The organism is Belnapia sp. F-4-1 (assembly GCF_000802185.1).
Taxonomy (GTDB): Bacteria; Pseudomonadota; Alphaproteobacteria; order Acetobacterales; family Acetobacteraceae; genus Belnapia.
Window position 1 is genome coordinate 789,731 of the sequence record NZ_KN676113.1, and the last position, 16,155, is coordinate 805,885.

At 70.5% G+C, this 16,155-nt stretch carries 16 protein-coding genes and 1 other RNA gene; 10 read left to right on the top strand and 7 right to left on the bottom strand.

All coding sequences use genetic code 11. The features are described 5' to 3' along the window. The first annotated feature begins 23 nt into the window (after positions 1–23). Positions 24–1,136 carry an Mrp/NBP35 family ATP-binding protein gene (locus tag LH62_RS03945; protein ID WP_043359385.1) on the top strand — a complete coding sequence of 371 codons (1,113 nt, stop codon included), beginning with the start codon at positions 24–26 and terminating at the stop codon, positions 1,134–1,136. Between the two features lie 4 nt (positions 1,137–1,140). Here the strand turns inward: LH62_RS03945 and LH62_RS03950 are convergent, their stop codons facing one another. Then, positions 1,141–1,449, bottom strand: a complete 309-nt coding sequence (locus LH62_RS03950) for a hypothetical protein (RefSeq protein WP_043359387.1) — start codon at positions 1,447–1,449, stop codon at positions 1,141–1,143. Continuing rightward, positions 1,446–2,387 carry an FAD-dependent thymidylate synthase gene (gene thyX / locus LH62_RS03955; RefSeq protein ID WP_043359389.1) on the bottom strand — a complete coding sequence of 314 codons (942 nt, stop codon included), beginning with the start codon at positions 2,385–2,387 and terminating at the stop codon, positions 1,446–1,448. The genes LH62_RS03950 and thyX overlap by 4 nt, the downstream gene beginning before the upstream one ends. Before the next feature lie 120 nt (positions 2,388–2,507). Between thyX and ssrA the strand changes: the two genes are divergently transcribed. The 8 genes from ssrA (at position 2,508) to LH62_RS03990 (ending at position 8,038) form a co-directional block, all read left to right on the top strand. Beyond that, positions 2,508–2,805: a transfer-messenger RNA gene (gene ssrA, locus LH62_RS29015) on the top strand. Between the two features lie 75 nt (positions 2,806–2,880). After that, positions 2,881–3,369, top strand: a complete 489-nt coding sequence (locus tag LH62_RS03960) for an SspB family protein (protein WP_043359391.1) — start codon at positions 2,881–2,883, stop codon at positions 3,367–3,369. 225 nt (positions 3,370–3,594) lie between these two features. Continuing rightward, positions 3,595–5,196, top strand: a complete 1,602-nt coding sequence (locus tag LH62_RS03965) for a fumarate hydratase (protein ID WP_052214932.1) — start codon at positions 3,595–3,597, stop codon at positions 5,194–5,196. Between the two features lie 97 nt (positions 5,197–5,293). Then, the gene (locus LH62_RS03970) at positions 5,294–5,545 is read left to right on the top strand and encodes a DUF1272 domain-containing protein (RefSeq protein WP_043359393.1); all 252 of its coding nucleotides are present in this window, start codon (positions 5,294–5,296) and stop codon (positions 5,543–5,545) included. A 5-nt stretch (positions 5,546–5,550) separates the two neighbouring features. Beyond that, on the top strand, positions 5,551–5,946 hold the full coding sequence (locus LH62_RS03975) for a RidA family protein (protein WP_043359395.1): 396 nt from the start codon (positions 5,551–5,553) through the stop codon (positions 5,944–5,946). Next, complete coding sequence (locus tag LH62_RS03980) at positions 5,946–6,344, top strand: VOC family protein (protein WP_043359396.1); 399 nt, start codon at positions 5,946–5,948, stop codon at positions 6,342–6,344. The genes LH62_RS03975 and LH62_RS03980 overlap by 1 nt, the downstream gene beginning before the upstream one ends. 73 nt (positions 6,345–6,417) lie before the next feature. After that, entirely contained in the window at positions 6,418–7,824 is a 1,407-nt protein-coding gene (locus LH62_RS03985) for a lyase family protein (protein WP_043359397.1), read from the top strand. Further along, positions 7,817–8,038, top strand: coding sequence for a ribbon-helix-helix domain-containing protein (locus tag LH62_RS03990; RefSeq protein WP_043359398.1), 222 nt, complete (start codon positions 7,817–7,819; stop codon positions 8,036–8,038). The genes LH62_RS03985 and LH62_RS03990 overlap by 8 nt, the downstream gene beginning before the upstream one ends. On the opposite strand, the gene LH62_RS03995 is transcribed toward LH62_RS03990, so the two are convergent. The 4 genes from LH62_RS03995 to LH62_RS04010 all read right to left on the bottom strand — a co-directional run bounded on the left by LH62_RS03995 (position 8,035) and on the right by LH62_RS04010 (position 14,512). Then, positions 8,035–8,367 carry a hypothetical protein gene (locus LH62_RS03995; RefSeq protein ID WP_043359400.1) on the bottom strand — a complete coding sequence of 111 codons (333 nt, stop codon included), beginning with the start codon at positions 8,365–8,367 and terminating at the stop codon, positions 8,035–8,037. The genes LH62_RS03990 and LH62_RS03995 overlap by 4 nt on opposite strands. A gap of 41 nt (positions 8,368–8,408) precedes the next feature. Continuing rightward, complete coding sequence (locus LH62_RS04000; RefSeq protein WP_043359401.1) at positions 8,409–9,563, bottom strand: acyl-CoA dehydrogenase family protein; 1,155 nt, start codon at positions 9,561–9,563, stop codon at positions 8,409–8,411. 44 nt (positions 9,564–9,607) lie between these two features. Beyond that, complete coding sequence (locus LH62_RS04005; protein WP_043359403.1) at positions 9,608–13,039, bottom strand: indolepyruvate ferredoxin oxidoreductase family protein; 3,432 nt, start codon at positions 13,037–13,039, stop codon at positions 9,608–9,610. A 150-nt stretch (positions 13,040–13,189) separates the two neighbouring features. Continuing rightward, positions 13,190–14,512, bottom strand: coding sequence for an LLM class flavin-dependent oxidoreductase (locus tag LH62_RS04010; RefSeq protein WP_043365134.1), 1,323 nt, complete (start codon positions 14,510–14,512; stop codon positions 13,190–13,192). 22 nt (positions 14,513–14,534) lie between these two features. Between LH62_RS04010 and LH62_RS04015 the strand changes: the two genes are divergently transcribed. Further along, complete coding sequence (locus tag LH62_RS04015) at positions 14,535–14,987, top strand: Lrp/AsnC family transcriptional regulator (RefSeq protein ID WP_043365135.1); 453 nt, start codon at positions 14,535–14,537, stop codon at positions 14,985–14,987. On the opposite strand, the gene LH62_RS04020 is transcribed toward LH62_RS04015, so the two are convergent. Then, entirely contained in the window at positions 14,984–16,039 is a 1,056-nt protein-coding gene (locus LH62_RS04020) for an SDR family oxidoreductase (RefSeq protein WP_043359405.1), read from the bottom strand. The two genes, LH62_RS04015 and LH62_RS04020, sit on opposite strands and share 4 nt — an antisense overlap. Positions 16,040–16,155 lie beyond the last annotated feature (116 nt).

Genomic DNA, 16,155 nt, shown 5'->3' on the forward strand with positions numbered 1-16,155 from the left:
CGGAAGTGGAGGGTTTTCAAGCGATGTCCGAACAACTGGTCGATACGGTCCGGAATACGCTGCGCGCGGTGCGTGATCCGGCGACGGGGCAGGACATCGTTTCCTCCGGCATGGTGCAGGGGCTGGCGGCGCGCGACGGGCTGGTGCAATTCGCCCTCGCCGTGCCGCGTGAGCGGGCGCCGCAGATGGAGCCGCTGCGCCTGGCGGCCGAGCGCGCCGCAGCCGGCGTGCCGGGCGTGCTGAGCGCGACGGCGGTGCTGACGGCGCATCGTCCGGCGCCTGCGGCCCCCGCCGCGCCGCCGCGGCCGGGGCCCAAGGCGCCTGCCGGCCAGGGCCCGATGCTGCTGCCCGAGGTGCGGAAGATCGTCGCCGTCGCCTCCGGCAAGGGCGGCGTCGGCAAGTCCACGACGGCGGTGAACCTCGCCGTGGCACTGGCCGCCGAAGGGCTGAAGGTCGGGCTTCTCGATGCCGATATCTTCGGCCCCTCCCTTCCCCAGATGCTCGGCACGCGGGAGCGGCCGCGCACCGAGGGCCAGCGGATCATCCCGATCAGCCGCTGGGGGCTGAAAGCCATGTCCATCGGTTTCCTCGTCGAGGAGGAGACGGCGATGATCTGGCGTGGCCCGATGGTGATGGGCGCGCTCGAGCAGCTCATGGGCCAGGTGGAGTGGGGCGCGCTCGACATCATGGTGGTGGACATGCCGCCCGGCACCGGCGACGCCCAGCTCACCATGTCGCAGCGCGTGCCGCTGGCCGGCGCCGTGATCGTCTCCACGCCGCAGGACGTGGCGCTGATCGACGCCCGGCGCGGGGTGAAGATGTTCGAGAAGGTCAATGTCCCCGTTCTCGGAGTGATCGAGAACATGTCCTACTATTGCTGCCCGAATTGCGGGCACCGGGACGAGCTTTTCGGCCATGGCGGCGCACGGGCCGAGGCGGCGAGGATGGGCGTCGAATTCCTCGGCGAGCTGCCGCTGAAGCTCGAGATCCGTACGCTCGCCGATGCCGGCACCCCGATCGTCGCCGCCCGGCCGGAAACGGAGGAGGCGCAGACCTACCGCCGCATGGCCACCCGGCTCTGGGCCAAGCTGAACGGCGCGGAGGCGCCGGCCGGGCCGCGCATCGTCATCGAGTAGCGGCTTACCGCCGCGGCGCGGTCCAGCGCCCGAGCAGGACACCGAGGAGCAGCATCCCGCCAAGCAGCGCCACCACCTCGCCGAACAGGGCATGGGCCAGCGGCAGGCCGATCAGCACGGCGAGGACCAGCACGCCGACCCAGAGCCAGCGCCGCCAGCCGGCCAGCGGCGAATCGGGCACCGGCGGCCGCGCCGCGCGCGGGGCGGCCGGCCTGCCGGCCGGACGGCCGGCACGCGAGGCGCGGGGCTTCGGCGCCGGGCGGGCGGTGCCCGCCGGGCTGCCGGCATCCTTGCCGCCTGGGCTCCGGCTCATGCGGCGGGGCGCCCCAGCATCTCCATCAGCTCGCGCCATTCCCGCTTGGAGAGGCCGCTGCCGGGCTGCTCCACCGGCTCGCCCGCCAGCATCCGCCGGACGATGGCCAGCATCCCGGCCGAGAGCGTCGCGGCGCCCATGCGGTAGTCGACGAAGGCCTCGTGGCAGGCCGGCACCCAGGCCTTCACCATCTCCAGCATGGCATCGGCGTAGGCGCGGATCTCGTACTGCGCATGGGCATCGGCGCGCAGCGAAAGGAAGTTGAGGAGGTTGTGGAGGTCCGTCTTCCAGTACCACTGGGTATAGGTATTGAGCGTCAGGTTCATCCGCGCCAGCTCGCGCGCCAGGCCCTGGCGGGCGGGATCGACCGGATTGCCCTCGGCATCCTCGTTCAGCATCCAGGCATAGTGGTCATAGGCCTGCATCGCATCGCCGCGCAGCAGGTCGAGGACGCGCGCCGCTTCCTCGCCTTCCAGCAGCTCTCCGCGGCCCTGGCGGTTGGCGGTGGACTGCGCGGCGAGCTGGTCGGGTGCCGGGATGTAGAATTCCCGGTCGAGGATGGAGTAGCGCGCCGAATACTCGTTCACATTCGCGGTGCGGTGCCGGATCCACTGCCGGGCAATGAAGATCGGCAGCTTCACATGGAACTTGATCTCGCACATCTCGAAGGGTGTCGAGTGGCGGTGCCGCATCAGGTAGCGGATCAGGCCCCGGTCCTCATTGGCGGCGCGGGTGCCGCGGCCATAGGAGACGCGGGCAGCCTGCACCACCGCCGCGTCGTCGCCCATGTAGTCGATGACGCGGACGAAACCGTGATCGAGCACCGGCGCGGCCCGGTAGAGCAGCGCCTCCAGCCCTGGCGCGACGGGGCGGCGGGTACGGCCCTCGGCGGCGCGGGCGGCCTCGATCTCCTGCTGCTGGTCGTCGGTGAGGGGCATGGGTGGTCCTTCGTGCTGGGCCGGGATGTAGCCCAGCGCCGCCCTCCACGCCACGATGATGGGAGCCGGTGTGGCGCCGGCGCATCGCGAGGCCATTCACCGCGACATAAACCGCCCTGCCCCCTCGAATTCCGCTGCCGAAGCGCCTACATCTGATCCGTCGCTTCGGCGACTATGGTGATAAACACGGCTTGGAATAATCGTTGCGGACCCGGGGGCAGTGCCCGGCGCCTCCACCATCCTGGGGGCGAAACAGGCTCGACGCGCGTGGTAAAGAAGCCGCTTTTGCCCGGCATGGTTCCGCCGTCATCGGGCCGATTCTAAGTGCGAACGATAACAGCCGCGAGGCTGTCGCACTCGCTGCCTAGGAATAGGTAAGCGCGGCTCGGGGGGCGCCGGGCAACAGAAGCCCCCCACTTTCTACAGGCCTATCCAATACTCCCACTTCCGTGATTGAGTAAAATCGCACTATATGGGGGGGGGAGTTCGATGCATGAGCGATTCGTCAACCCGTCCTGAGAGCCTTCTGCCCTACGCCCTTTGGACGGAGGAAGCCCTGCGCGCCGTGGTGCAGGATGCGCTGTCGCATGCCGCCAAGCACGGCCTGCCCGGCGAGCACCATTTCTACATCACCTTCCGCACCGACCATCCGGGCGTCGCCATGCCCGGCCATCTCCGCGCCCGCTACCCGCAGGAGATGACGGTCGTGATGCAGCACAAATTCTGGGACCTGGTCGTGGATCGCGGCGCCGGCAGCTTCTCCGTCGGCCTCTCCTTCGGCGGTGTCCCGGCCATGCTGACCGTGCCCTTCGCCGCGCTGACCGCCTTCGCCGACCCCTCCGTCCGCTTCGGCCTGCGCTTCCAGGCGATGCCCGTGCAGGAAGCGGCGCCGCAGCCCGAGACCGCGGCCGCGGCGGCGGCGGCCGAGCCAAGCCAGGTCGTCAGCCTCGACAGCTTCCGCCGCCGGCCGGCCCGCGACTGATCCTCTGCCGGTTGGCTTGGCCCCGCCTCTGGGCTAATGCCGGGTGATGATCGCGCCGCCGGTGGCCCATCGGCGGCGCCCCCTTCGCGGAGACCGCCCGTGACCCCTCCCCAAGACACCCTCCGCGTGCCGTCGCAGGACGGCGACCTGCGCGTGCCTTCGCACGATGTCGACGCTGGCCCGGTGTCGGCCCCCACCCGTGCTTCCGGCTTCCAGTACAGCCCGATGTTCCCGCTGGCGGAGGATGGCACGCCCTGGCGCCGCCTGCCGATCGAGGGCGTCCGCGCCATCGAGGTCGATGGCAAGACCGTGCTGAAGGTCCCAGCCAAGGCCCTTGAGGATCTGGCCTTCCAGGCCTGCCGCGACGTCTCCCACCTGCTCCGCCCCGGCCATCTCGGGCAGCTCGCCAAGATCCTGCAGGACCCGGAGGCGAGCGCCAACGACCGCTTCGTCGCGCTCGACCTGCTGAAGAACGCCAACATCGCCGCCGGCGGCGTGCTGCCGATGTGCCAGGACACCGGCACCGCCATCGTCTTCGGCAAGAAGGGTCAGCGCGTCTGGGTCGAGGGCGACGAGGAGGAGGCGCTGAGCTACGGCGTCCACCGCACCTATACCGAGACCAACCTGCGCTACTCGCAGATGGCGCCGCTCTCGATGTTCGAGGAGGTGAACACCGGCAACAACCTCCCCGTCGACTTCTCCATCATGGCGCAACCAGGCGAGCACCATGCGGACGAATTCCATATGATGTTCGTCCTCAAGGGCGGCGGCTCGGCCAACAAGACCTTCCTCTACCAGCAGACCCGCGCGGTGCTGAACAAGCCGAAGCTGCTCGCCTTCCTCGAGGAGAAGATCAAGACCCTCGGCACCAGCGCCTGCCCGCCCTACCACCTGGCGATCGTCATCGGCGGCACCACGGCCGAGACCACGCTGAAGACGGTGAAGCTGGCCTCCACGCGCTGGCTCGACACCCTCCCCACCGAGGGTGACAAGTCCGGCCATGCCATCCGCGACCCGGAGCTGGAGGCCGAGGTCCACAAGCTCACGCAGAATCTCGGCATCGGCGCGCAGTTCGGCGGCAAGTATTTCTGCCACGACGTGCGGGTGATCCGCCTGCCGCGGCATGGCGCCTCGCTCCCCATCGGCATCGGCGTTTCCTGCTCGGCCGACCGGCAGGTGAAGGCGAAGATCACGCCGCAGGGCGTCTTCCTCGAACAGCTGGAACACGACCCAGCGCATTACCTGCCGGAGGCGACGGATAGCATCCTCGGCGGCGACGTGGTCCGCATCGACCTGAACCGGCCGATGAGCGAGATCCGCGCCGAGCTCTCGAAGCATCCGGTGAAGACCCGCGTCTCGCTGACCGGCACCGTGGTCGTTGCCCGCGACATCGCCCATGCCAAGCTGCAGGAGCGGCTGGACCGCGGCGAGGGCCTCCCGGACTACATCAAGAACCACCCCGTCTACTATGCCGGCCCGGCCAAGACGCCGGAGGGCTATGCGACAGGCAGCTTCGGCCCGACGACCGCGGGGCGGATGGACAGCTATGTCGCCGCCTTCCAGGCCGCCGGCGGCAGCCTCGTCATGCTGGCGAAGGGCAACCGCAGCAAGGCGGTGCTGAATGCCTGCAAGCAGTATGGCGGCTTCTACCTTGGCTCGGTCGGCGGCCCGGCGGCGCGGCTGGCGCAGGACTGCATCCGGAAGGTCGAGGTGCTGGAATATCCGGAACTCGGCATGGAGGCGGTCTGGCGCATCGAGGTCGAGGATTTTCCTGCGTTCATCGTCGTCGACGACAAGGGCAACGACTTCTACGAGGGGCTGGAGTGATGCCACCCGCCAGCCGTTGCCCGTGTGGTACTGGCTTTGCGCATCCCGGCCTTCGGCCGGGACACGACGGCAACGACTTCTACGAAGGCCTCGAGTGATGCTGGAGCTCCGCCCGAATTGCGAATGCTGCGGGCGGGACCTGCCGCCCGAGAGCCGGGAGGCGCTGATCTGCTCCTTCGAATGCACCTGGTGCCGGGACTGCGCGGCGAACCGCCTGCCCGGCGGCCTCTGCCCGAATTGCGGCGGCGAGCTGGTGACGCGGCCAGTCCGGCCCGCCGGCAAGCTCGAGCGCTTCCCCGCCGCCACGGCGCGCAAGCGCTCCACCCTCCCCGCCTGCGCCGGAGCCTGAGCCGCATGGCCCGCATCCACATCTCCTCCGGCTCCCGCTTCGAGGAGGAGATCGGCTATTCCCGCGCCGTGGTCTATGGCGACCATGTCTGGGTGTCCGGCACCACCGGCTACGACTACGCCCGCATGACCATCGAGGATGATGTCGTGGCCCAGGCCGACCAGGCCTTCCGCAACATCGCCGCCGCCCTCGCGGAGGCCGGCGCCAGCCTCGACGACGTGGTGCGCGTGCTCTTCATCGTGCCCCGCCGCGAGGACTGGGAACCCTGCTGGCCGGTGGTGAAGCGCCACCTTGGCAAAGCCCGCCCCGCCTCCACCCTCATCCATGCCGGGCTGCAGACCGATGCCATGCGCATCGAGATCGAGGTCACGGCCCGCCTGCCCGGAAAAGGATCCATCTGATGCGCTTCGCGGTCGATCGGCTGGACCATCTCGTCATCAACTGCCGCGACATGGAGGTCATGGCTTCCTGGTACCAGCGCGTCCTCGGGATGGAGCGGGAGGATTTCGGCACGCCACCCCGCATCGCGCTGAAATTCGGTGGGCAGAAGATCAACCTCCGCCCCGCCGATGCCCCGGCGGAGGAATGGATCGCCGCCGCCCGCTGCGAGCCCGGTACGCAGGACCTGTGCTTCGTCGTCGCGGTCTCGCCGGCGGAGATCGTCGGCCAGTTCCATGCCTGCGGCGTCACCATCGAACTCGGCCCGGTCAGCCGCACCGGCGCGCTCGGCGCCATGGGCTCGGTCTATTGCCGGGATCCGGAGGGCAACCTGATCGAGGTCTCCTCCTACTCCGCCTGAGGCGACCGGGCCGGGCCGACGAACGGCTTGCCCTTCGCCACGTTGGCAGGGCGACCGCCAAGGAGACGCCCGCATGGCCGAGACCCGCACCGAGACCGACAGCCTCGGCACCATCGACATCCCCGCCGACCGCTACTGGGGCCCGCAGACCGAGCGGGCGCGCCTCCTCTTCCGCATCGGGACGGAGCATTTCACCCCGGCCCTGATCCGCGCCGTCGGCCTGCACAAATGGGCCTGCGCCGAGGCGAATGGCCGGCTCGGCGAGCTTCCGGCCGAGCTTGTCGGGCCGATCAGGGATGCGGCGCAGGAGATCGTCGACGGCCAGCGCGATGCCGACTTTCCGCTGCCGATCTGGCAGACCGGCTCCGGCACGCAGACCAACATGAACGCCAACGAGGTCATCTCGAACCGCGCCAACGAGATGCTGGGTCAGCCGCTCGGCAGCCGGAAGCCCGTCCACCCCAATGACCACGTCAATCGCGGCCAGTCCTCGAACGACAATTTCCCGACCATGATGCATATCGCCGCCGCCGAGACGGTGGAGGGACGCCTGCTTCCCGCCCTCGGCCGGCTGCATGCAGCGCTGAACCGGCGCGCGGAGGAATGGGCCGACATCATCAAGGTCGGCCGGACCCATATGATGGACGCGGTGCCGGTCACGCTCGGCCAGGAAGCCGGTGCCTGGGCCCGCCAGGTGGAGCTCGGCCAGGAGCGCCTGCGCGCCACCCTGCCACGGCTGCTGATGCTGCCCCAGGGCGGCACCGCGGTCGGCACCGGCCTCAACCGCCACCGCGACTTCGACCGCGTCTTCTGCGAGATCGTCGCCGAGCGCACCGGCCTCGCCTTCGCCCCGAACCCGAACAAGTTCGAGGGCATGGGCGCGCATGACGCCCTCGTCGAGCTGCAGGGGGCGATGAACGTGATCGCCGTCTCGCTCAACAAGCTCGGCAACGACGTGCGCCTGCTGGGCAGCGGCCCACGCTCCGGCCTGTCGGAACTGGTGGTGCCGGCGGACGGGCTCTCTTCCTCCATCATGCCGGGCAAGACCAATCCGACCCAGGCGGAGGCGCTGACCATGGTCTGCGCCCAGGTGATGGGCAACACCACCACCGTCACCATGGCCGGCGCGCAGAGCTTCCTTGAGCTCAACGTGTTCAAGCCGGTGATCATCCACTGCGTGCTGCAATCGGCGACCCTGTTGGCCGATGCCGCCGAAAGCTTCGCCGAGCACATGGTCCTGAAGCTGGAGCCGGCGCGGGAGCGCATCGCCGAGAACCTGGCGAAGTCGCTGATGCTGGTGACGGCGCTGAACCCGCGGATCGGCTACGACAAGGCCGTCGCCATCGGCAAGCTGGCGCTCAAGGAGAACCTGACGCTGAAGGACGCCGCCCAGCGCCTCGGCCATGTCAGCCCGGAGGATTTCGACCGCTGGGTCCGGCCGGAGGACATGGTCACCCCCGGCGCCACGCTGGATGGGTGAGGAGCGGCATCTCAGGAAGCGCAGCTTCCAGCTTGCCGGGCATCGCACCTCGGTGGCGCTGGAGGCGGATTTCTGGGTGGTGCTGGAGGATGTCGCCGCCCGGCGCGGGCAGAGCCTCGCCGGGCTGGTGACGGAGATCGACACCGCCCGCGCCGGCTCCGGCCGGCCGCTGGCGAGTGCGCTTCGGGTCTTCGCCCTGGCGGAGAAGGCCTAGCGCGTCCGCGCCGGGGCCGAGACGCCGCCCCCTCCCCCGCCGCCGCCGCCGCCGAGCGTCGCCGCCAGCACCCCGGCCGCAATGCCGAGCGGCACGCTGACCAGCAGCGAGGTCGGCGCGCCCGTCTCGGCCGGCCGGGGCGCCTGCAGCACCCGTTCGCTGATCGCCCGGCGCGGTCGTCGCGGCGGGCCGGGCGAGGCGATGGGCGCCGCGCCCCGCGCTGGCACGGCGATGGAGGCCTCGGCCGGCACCACCACTGCGCGCTGCTGCGCCGCCGCTGGCCAGGCCAGGACGATCAGCAGCAGCGGCAGGAGGGGGCGAGGGACCATTCCGATATTGTACCTATCCGGCACCGCCCCCGGCAAGCGGCTTATCGCCGGCCGAGCATCGAGCGGGCGATGATCAGCCGCATCACCTCGTTCGTCCCTTCGAGGATCCGGTGGACGCGGAGATCGCGGACAATCTTCTCGATCCCGTATTCTGCCAGGTAGCCATAGCCGCCGAGCAGCTGCAGCGCATCGTCCGCCACCTTGTGGCAGGTGTCGGTGACGAAGCGCTTGGCCATGGCACAGAAGGCGCCGGCATCCGGCGCCTTGGCATCCAGCTTGCCGCAGGCGCGCCAAAGCAGGGTGCGGCTCGCTTCCAGCTCCGTCCGCATGTCGGCCAGGCGGAACTGGGTGTTCTGGAAATCGGCGACCGCCTTGCCGAAGGCCTGGCGCTCCTGGACATAGGCCAGGGCCTTGTCGAGCGCCGCCTGCGCCCCGCCGAGCGAGCAGGCGGCGATGTTCAGCCGTCCGCCATCCAGCCCCGCCATGGCGAAGCGGAAGCCCTGCCCCTCCTCGCCGAGCAGGGCGGAGGCGGGAACGCGGGCGCCGTCGAAGATCAGCTGCCGCGTCGGCTGGGCGTTCCAGCCCATCTTCCGCTCATTGGCGCCAAAGGAGAGGCCCGGGGTGTCCTTCGGGATCAGCAGGGCGGAAACGCCGCCCGGCCCCTCGCCCCCCGTCCGCACCATGGTGAGGTAAAGGTCGGAGGCGCCGGCGCCGGAGATGAACTGCTTGGTGCCGTCGAGGATGTAATGGTCGCCCTCCCGCCGTGCCCGGGTGCGTAGCGCCGCGGCGTCGGAGCCGGAGCCGGGCTCGGTCAGCGCATAGCTGGCCACCAGCCGCATCGGCACCAGCTCCGGCAGCCAGCGGGCGCGCTGGGTGTCGTTGCCGAAGCAGTCGATCATCCAGGCGACCATGTTGTGGATGGAGAGATAGGCCGAGACGGTGGGGCAGCCCATCGCCAGCGCCTCGAACACCACCGCGGCGTCGAGCCGCGTCAGTCCCGCCCCGCCGCTCTCCTCCCGAACATAGAGCGCCGCCATGCCGAGGCTGGCGGCGGCGCGCATCTCTTCCACCGGGAAGTGCCGTGCCTGGTCCCATTCCAGCGCCCGCGGGGCGAGGGTGTCCATGGCGAAGCCGAGCGCCGTCTCGCGGAGCTCTCGCGTCGCCTCGGGCAGTTCGAAGGCCTGGTCGGGCAGCATGGTCGTCCTCCGGATGCCGTCTCTGCAGCTTGGGCGGATGTAGCCTATTCCGCCGCCATCGCCACCACCGGCTGCGCGACCGCCGCCTCCAGCTCCGCCATCCGCGCCCGCGCCGCCGCGGCGTTGCGGGCCTTGATATGGCCGTAGCCCTTGATGCCCGCCGCCGCCTCGGCCCAGTCGCAGATGCGCGCATGGGTCTCGGGGGAGAGGAGATCCAATAGCCGCTCCACGCCGGCGCGGTACTCGCCGGGCAGGGCCCGCTCCATCCGCCGCTCCTCGGTGCGGCCAAAGGGGTCGAGCGGCGTGCCGCGTAGCAGCTTGCCGTGGCGCAGCAGGCCCATCGCCTTCAGCATCCAGGGGCCGAAAGCCATCTTGCGCGGCTGCCCGGTCACCGGATCCGTCTTGGCGAGGATCGGCGGCGCCAGGTTCAGCTCCACCCGCTGCGTGCCGGTGAAATGGCCCGCGAGATGTGCCTGCCATTCCGGCAGGTGATGCAGCCGGGCGACCTCGTACTCGTCCTTGTAGGCCATCAGCCGGTAGAGCTGGGTGGCGACGGCGCGGGCGAGGCGCTCCTCGCCCGGCACCGCGCGCTGCTCGGCGGCGCGGACGCGGGCGACGAACTCCGCATAGGGACGGGCATAAGAGGCGCTCTGATAGGCCGCGAGTTCCGCGACGCGGCGGTCGATCAGAGCATCCAACGTCTCGTCCTCCGGCGTCACCGGCGCGGGCGGGGCAAGGGCTGCGGCGCGACCGAGGGCGAAGGCGGCCTTGTTCCGCTCCACCTGCGCGCCGTTCAGCTCCAGCGCCCGGTCGATCGCCTCGGCCGAGAGCGGCACCAGCCCGCGCTGGAAGGCGATGCCGAGCAGCCAGACATTGAGGTAGATCAGGTCGCCGAAGGCCTCGTCCACCACCTGCACGCCAGGCACCGCCACCACCTCGCGGCAGGCGCCGCGGATGCTCGCCAGCATGCCGGCGCGGTCATACTTCGTGCTCGTGTCCTTCACGAACTGCGCCGTCGGCTGCAGGTCGGCATTCAGCACGGCGACCGTCCGTTCGGCGCCGAGCAGCGGCCGCGCGGTCCGCCCATGCGCCACCACCATGTCGGCCGAGAGCAGCAGGTCGGTCTGGCCCATGCCGATGCGCGGCGCCTCGATCGTCTCCGGCGCCGCGCCGGCCCGGCCGATGCGGAGCTGGGCGAAGACGCCGCCGCCTTTCTGGGCGAGGCCGAGCATGTCGACCGAGCGGCTCGGCCGGCCTTCCAGATGCGCCGCCATGCCGAGGATGGCCGAGAGCGCCGTCACCCCCTGCCCGCCGACGCCGGCGAGCAGGATGTTCCAGGCCGGCTCGCCCGCGCGGGGCTCCGGCACCACCGGCTCCGCCAGCGCCTCGCCCGGCTTCGGCACCGGCTTCTTCGCTGGCTCCGCGCCGACCAGGGTGACGAAGGAGGGGCAGAAGCCCTCGACGCAGGACAGGTCCTGGTTGCAGGCGCTCTGGTCGATCTGGCGCTTGCGGCCGAACTCGGTCTCGATCGGCTCGACGGCGAGGCAGTTGGAGGTGCGGGAGCAGTCGCCGCAATCCTCACAGACGCGCGGGTTGATCGCCACGCGCTTGATCGCCACGGCCTGGGTGCCGCGCTTGCGCTTGCGGCGCCGCTCCGTCGCGCATTGCTGGTCATAGATCAGGACCGAAACGCCCGGCAGCTCGCGCAGCTCGCGCTGCACCGCGTCCAGCTCGCTGCGGTGGCGGTAGGTGATGCCGCGCGGCATGCGCGCGTCGCCTTGGTGCCGCTCCGGGTCGTCGGAAACGAGGACGATCTTTCCCACGCCCTCGGCCGCCATCTGCGCGGCGATCTCCGGCACGCCGAGCTCGCCTTCCGGCGTCTGCCCGCCGGTCATGGCGACGGCGCTGTTCACCAGGATCTTGTAGGTGATGTTGGCGCCCGCCGCGATCGCCTGGCGGATGGCGAGGCTGCCGGAATGGGCATAGGTGCCGTCGCCGAGATTGGCGAACATGTGCTTTTCGCTGACGAAGGGCGCCATGCCGAGCCAGGGCATGCCCTCGCCGCCCATATGGGTCAGCAGGTCCGTCTTGCGGTCCATGTAGATCGCCAGCGTATGGCAGCCGATGCCGGCCATGGCATGGCTGCCCTCGGGCACATTGGTCGAGGTGTTGTGCGGGCAGCCCGGGCAGAAATGCGGCGTCCGGTCATGCACCGGCGCCAGGGCGAGATTGGCCAGTTCGTCGAGCTGGGCGATGCGCGCAGCCAGCTGCTCGGTCCGCAGCGCCTCCGGCAGCCGGGCGTAGAGCGCCCGCAGCACCGCGCCGGTGTCGAGCTCCAGCAGGTCGGAGAGCAGGCGCCGGCCCTGCTCGTCGGTCTTGCCGGTGATCCGCGGGCGCTGCATCTCGTGATAGAGCGCCTCGCGCAGCTGCGGCTCGATCACTGGCCGGCGGTCCTCGACCACCAGCACCTCCTCGAGGCCCCGTGCGAAGTCCCGCGCGGCCTCGGCATCCAGCGGCCAGGCGAGGCCAACCTTCCAGATGCGCAAGCCCGCCATCCGCGCTAGCTCGTCGGTGATGCCGGCGTCGCGCAGCGCCTGGCGCAGGGTCGCATAGGCCTTGCCGCGGGCGGCGATGCCGAAGCGCGCCTGCGGGCTGTCCACCACGATGGGGTTCAGCCCGTTCGCCCGGGCGAAGGCGACGGCCGCCGGCAGCTTCACATGGCGCAGGCGCTGTTCCTGCGGGATGGCATGGTCGCGGAGGCGGATATGCACGCCGTCGGGCGGGAAGGCGAAGTCCGGGATCACGCTCGCATAGGCCGCCGGGTCGACGAGGACGGAGGCGGCACCGTCCATGGTCTCGGCCACGCATTTCATGCCGACCCAAAGGCCGGCGAAGCGCGACATGTCGATCGCCTTCAGCCCGTAGTCCAGGATCTCATGGACGCCGGCCGGGTCGAGCACCGGCATCTCCACGTCCATGAAGCTGATCTCGCAGCCCGAGGTGATGGTGGAGGATTTGCAGGTCGGGTCGTCGCCGGCGAGCGCCAGCACGCCACCCTTCGGCGCGGTGCCGGCGCTGTTCGCATGCCGCAGCACGTCGCCGGAGCGATCCACGCCCGGCCCCTTGCCGTACCAGATGCCGAAGACGCCATCGACCGTCTGATTGCCGTAGAGCGCCACCTGCTGGCTGCCCCAAACTGCGGTCGCCGCCAGGTCCTCGTTCAGCCCGGGACGGACGGTGATGTTCGCCTCGGCCAGGCGCCCGGCCTGCTTCATCAGCTGCAGGTCGTAGGTGCCGAGGGGCGAGCCACGATAGCCGCTGATATAGCCGCCGGTATTCCAGCCCAGCGCCTTGTCCAGCTGGTGGCGGACCAGGGGCAGGCGGACCAGCGCCTGGATTCCGGTCAGCAGCAGCGTCTCGCCTGACTTGTCCCAGCGGTCGTCGAGGGTCGCTTCGGGGCGTAGGATGCTGCCCATGGTCCGTCTCCCGCGTCGTTATCCCGAATGTCGGGCGGCCGGGGCGCCAGGGCAATCCCCTGGGTCCAGCCTTTCAGCGTGGAAGGATGAACCGCTCCCGGCGGGGTTTCTTTCCGTTCTTCATGCTGCACCGCCGAAAAGGCAGAAGGATCATCCGCGATGGGCGGTCGCGGGATGGGGAGCGGCGAGGCGTGGCCCGGCGCCGAACAGCTTCTCACGATAGGTCCCCGGCGCGTAGCCGCGCTTGTAGGCCCCGCGCGCCTGCAATTCCGGGACCAGCAGGTCGACGACGGCCTCGATCCCCTCCGGCATCACCGTCCGGGCGAGGTTGAAGCCGTCGACATCGGCCGCCTCGGCGAAGCCGATCAGCGCCTCCGCCACCTCCGCCGCGCTGCCGGTGATCGGGCGCTGCCGGCTGCCGAGGACGAACTGATCGATCAGCTGCCGCTTGGTCCAGCCCGGGCCGAAGACCCGCCGCATCGCCTCGACATTGGAGCTGATGGCATCCGTCGCCGCGACCTCGATCGGCTCGTCGATACCGAAGCGGTCGAAGTCGATGCCGAGCGAGGCCGCGGCATGGGCCAGCGCGCCCTCGACGCTGGCATGGTGGCGGTACTCGGCCAGAAGCTCCTCCGCCTCGGCCCGGGTCCGGCCGACGATCACCGTGGCGCCGGCGAAGATGCGGATCGGCCGCGGGGCAGCGCGGCCCCGGAGGTCGGCGGTGAGGCGGGCGATGTCCGCCGGCCGGCCGTAATTGACGAAGACGCATTCCGCATGCCGGGCGGCGAAGGCCCGGCCGCGGTCCGAGGCGCCGGCCTGGTAGAGCACCGGCGTCCGCTGCGGCGAGGGCTCGACCAGGAAGGGCCCGCCGCCCGCCACCTCCCGCACCCGGGCGGGGTCGGCATAGACGCCCGAGGCCCGGTCGCGGAGCACGGCGTCATCCGCCCAGGAGCCCTCCCACAGCGCATAGGCACGGTCCATGAAGGCCTCGGCCGCATCGTAGCGGTCGTCATGCGCCACCTGCTTCTGGAGGCCCATGGCCCGCGCGGCGCTGTCCAGGTAGCCGGTGACGATGTTCCAGCCGATCCGCCCACGGCTCAGATGATCGAGCGTCGCCATCCGCCGGGCGAAGAGCGGCGGCGCCTCGTAGGAAAGGTTGCAGGTGACGCCGAAGCCCAGGTGGCGGGTCGCCGCCGCCATGGCCGGCACCAGCATCAACGGGTCGAGCAGGGGGATCTGCACCGCGTTGCGGATGGCGGCATCCGGGCTGCCGCCCAGCACGTCGTAGACGCCGACCACATCGGCGAGGAACAGCCCGTCGAAGAGCCCCCGCTCCAAGGTCCGCGCCAGGCCCATCCAGTGGTCGAGGCTCGTGTATTCCACCGAGCGGTCGCGCGGATGGGTCCACATCCCGTGCTGGATATGGCCGACGCAGGCCATGTCGAAGGCGTTCAGGCGGATTTCACGAGGCATGGCGGCCGGCATAGCATGGCGCATGGACGCCATCGACCGCCGCATCCTCCGCGCCCTCCACCGCAATGCCCGGCTCACCAATGCCGAGCTGGCGGAGGAGGTCGGCCTCTCCCCCTCCCCCTGCTGGACGCGGGTGAAGCGGCTGGAACAGGCCGGCGTCATCAAGGGCTATGTGGCGATCCTCGACCAGGCGGCGCTCGGCCTGCCGGACACCGTCATCATCGAGGTGATGATGGAGCGGCACGACGAGGAGAGCCTGCGCCGCTTCGAGCAGGCAGTGACCGACATGCCGGAGGTGGTGGAGGCCTGGCTCGTCACCGGCGAGTACGACTACGTCATCAAGGCCGTGGTCGGCGGCACGGCGGGCTATGAGCGGCTGCTGCGGGAGAAGCTCTACCGCCTGCCCGGCGTCCGTCATACGCGGAGCAGCTTCACCCTGCGCAACCTGAAGCAGGTCTGGACGCCGGCGCCCTAAGCCGGCGGCAGGACCCGCGCCTCGCGGTAGGCGGCGATCTGGCGCGTGAACATCGCCCAGCTGTCGACATGGCCGGTGAAGCCGGCCAGCCGCGCCGCGGTCATCGAATGCAGCACGTCGTAGTCCATGCCGAGGACGAAGTCTGCAAACGCCCAGCTCGCCACGGCGTCGAGCGGCAGGGCGAGGCCGTGGCGCGCGCGGATGCCCTCCCAGACCGGTTCCTTGTCGGCCATCCAATGCGCCAGCCGCATCGGCCGCACGGCGCCGGCCGGCAGGCCGAACCGGTCGGCGAGGAAGGCCCAGAGATCGCACCAGCGGAAGCAGTCGCCGTTGACGAGGTTGAAGGCCCGGTTGGCGCAGCGCGGCTCGCCGATCATCCAGAGCACGCCCTCGGCCAGCAGCGTGGCGTCCGTCACCTCGTGCAGGGCGGTCCAGGTGCCGGGCTTGCCTGGGAAGTCGAAGGGCAGGCCGAGCGCCCGGCAGATCGCCGCATAGGCGCCGAGGGTCGAGACGAGGTTCCGCGCCCGGCCCGGCGCCACGTCGAGCACGAAGCTCGGCCGGCTGGCGCTCCAGCTCCAGCCCCTGCCCTGCTGGCGCGCGGCCACCAGGTCCTGTTGGTCGTAGTAGAAATTGGGCGGCATGTGGCGCGGGTCACCTTCCCGGGCCGGCGTCCGGAAGGGGCCGATATGCACCCCGTACCACTTGCCGCCATGCACCAGGTGCAGATGGTTGAAGCGCGGCAGGCTGGCCTCCGCCGCATCCAGCAGGTTGCGCAGCATCCTCAGGTTGGCGCCGACGTCCTCCACCCCGCTCTCGCCATGCGGCGCGCGGGACGCATAGACGAGATGTGTGATCTCCGGCCGCGCCGCCAGCGCACGGGCCAGGCCCGCCGCATCCTGCAGGTCGGCGGCGATCCAGTCCCCCGCCCCCTCCGGCACGCGTCGGGACAGGCCGATCGGGGCGAGGCCCGGCGTCAGCGACGCCCGCTCGGCGATGCGGGTGGCCGCCGCGCCGCTGGCGCCGACGATCAGCAGGCTGCGTGCGTTGCTCATGGCCACTTCCCCCGATGACGGACAGACTGGACTGCCCCCGCGTCGGCCGCCAAGCCCTGCCTGGTTTGGGCTTCACCGCGCCGGTGCTACGCTCGGCGAAACATGTCCGGGAAGAC

What these genes read in the sequence shown, in the direction of transcription:
- LH62_RS03945 (WP_043359385.1), top strand. Translation starts at nt 24, where the DNA reads ATGTCCGAACAACTGGTCGATACGGTCCGGAATACGCTGCGCGCGGTG.
- LH62_RS03950 (WP_043359387.1), bottom strand. Translation starts at nt 1,449, where the DNA reads ATGAGCCGGAGCCCAGGCGGCAAGGATGCCGGCAGCCCGGCGGGCACC.
- thyX (WP_043359389.1), bottom strand. Translation starts at nt 2,387, where the DNA reads ATGCCCCTCACCGACGACCAGCAGCAGGAGATCGAGGCCGCCCGCGCC.
- LH62_RS03960 (WP_043359391.1), top strand. Translation starts at nt 2,881, where the DNA reads ATGAGCGATTCGTCAACCCGTCCTGAGAGCCTTCTGCCCTACGCCCTT.
- LH62_RS03965 (WP_052214932.1), top strand. Translation starts at nt 3,595, where the DNA reads ATGTTCCCGCTGGCGGAGGATGGCACGCCCTGGCGCCGCCTGCCGATC.
- LH62_RS03970 (WP_043359393.1), top strand. Translation starts at nt 5,294, where the DNA reads ATGCTGGAGCTCCGCCCGAATTGCGAATGCTGCGGGCGGGACCTGCCG.
- LH62_RS03975 (WP_043359395.1), top strand. Translation starts at nt 5,551, where the DNA reads ATGGCCCGCATCCACATCTCCTCCGGCTCCCGCTTCGAGGAGGAGATC.
- LH62_RS03980 (WP_043359396.1), top strand. Translation starts at nt 5,946, where the DNA reads ATGCGCTTCGCGGTCGATCGGCTGGACCATCTCGTCATCAACTGCCGC.
- LH62_RS03985 (WP_043359397.1), top strand. Translation starts at nt 6,418, where the DNA reads ATGGCCGAGACCCGCACCGAGACCGACAGCCTCGGCACCATCGACATC.
- LH62_RS03990 (WP_043359398.1), top strand. Translation starts at nt 7,817, where the DNA reads ATGGGTGAGGAGCGGCATCTCAGGAAGCGCAGCTTCCAGCTTGCCGGG.
- LH62_RS03995 (WP_043359400.1), bottom strand. Translation starts at nt 8,367, where the DNA reads ATGGTCCCTCGCCCCCTCCTGCCGCTGCTGCTGATCGTCCTGGCCTGG.
- LH62_RS04000 (WP_043359401.1), bottom strand. Translation starts at nt 9,563, where the DNA reads ATGCTGCCCGACCAGGCCTTCGAACTGCCCGAGGCGACGCGAGAGCTC.
- LH62_RS04005 (WP_043359403.1), bottom strand. Translation starts at nt 13,039, where the DNA reads ATGGGCAGCATCCTACGCCCCGAAGCGACCCTCGACGACCGCTGGGAC.
- LH62_RS04010 (WP_043365134.1), bottom strand. Translation starts at nt 14,512, where the DNA reads ATGCCTCGTGAAATCCGCCTGAACGCCTTCGACATGGCCTGCGTCGGC.
- LH62_RS04015 (WP_043365135.1), top strand. Translation starts at nt 14,535, where the DNA reads ATGGACGCCATCGACCGCCGCATCCTCCGCGCCCTCCACCGCAATGCC.
- LH62_RS04020 (WP_043359405.1), bottom strand. Translation starts at nt 16,039, where the DNA reads ATGAGCAACGCACGCAGCCTGCTGATCGTCGGCGCCAGCGGCGCGGCG.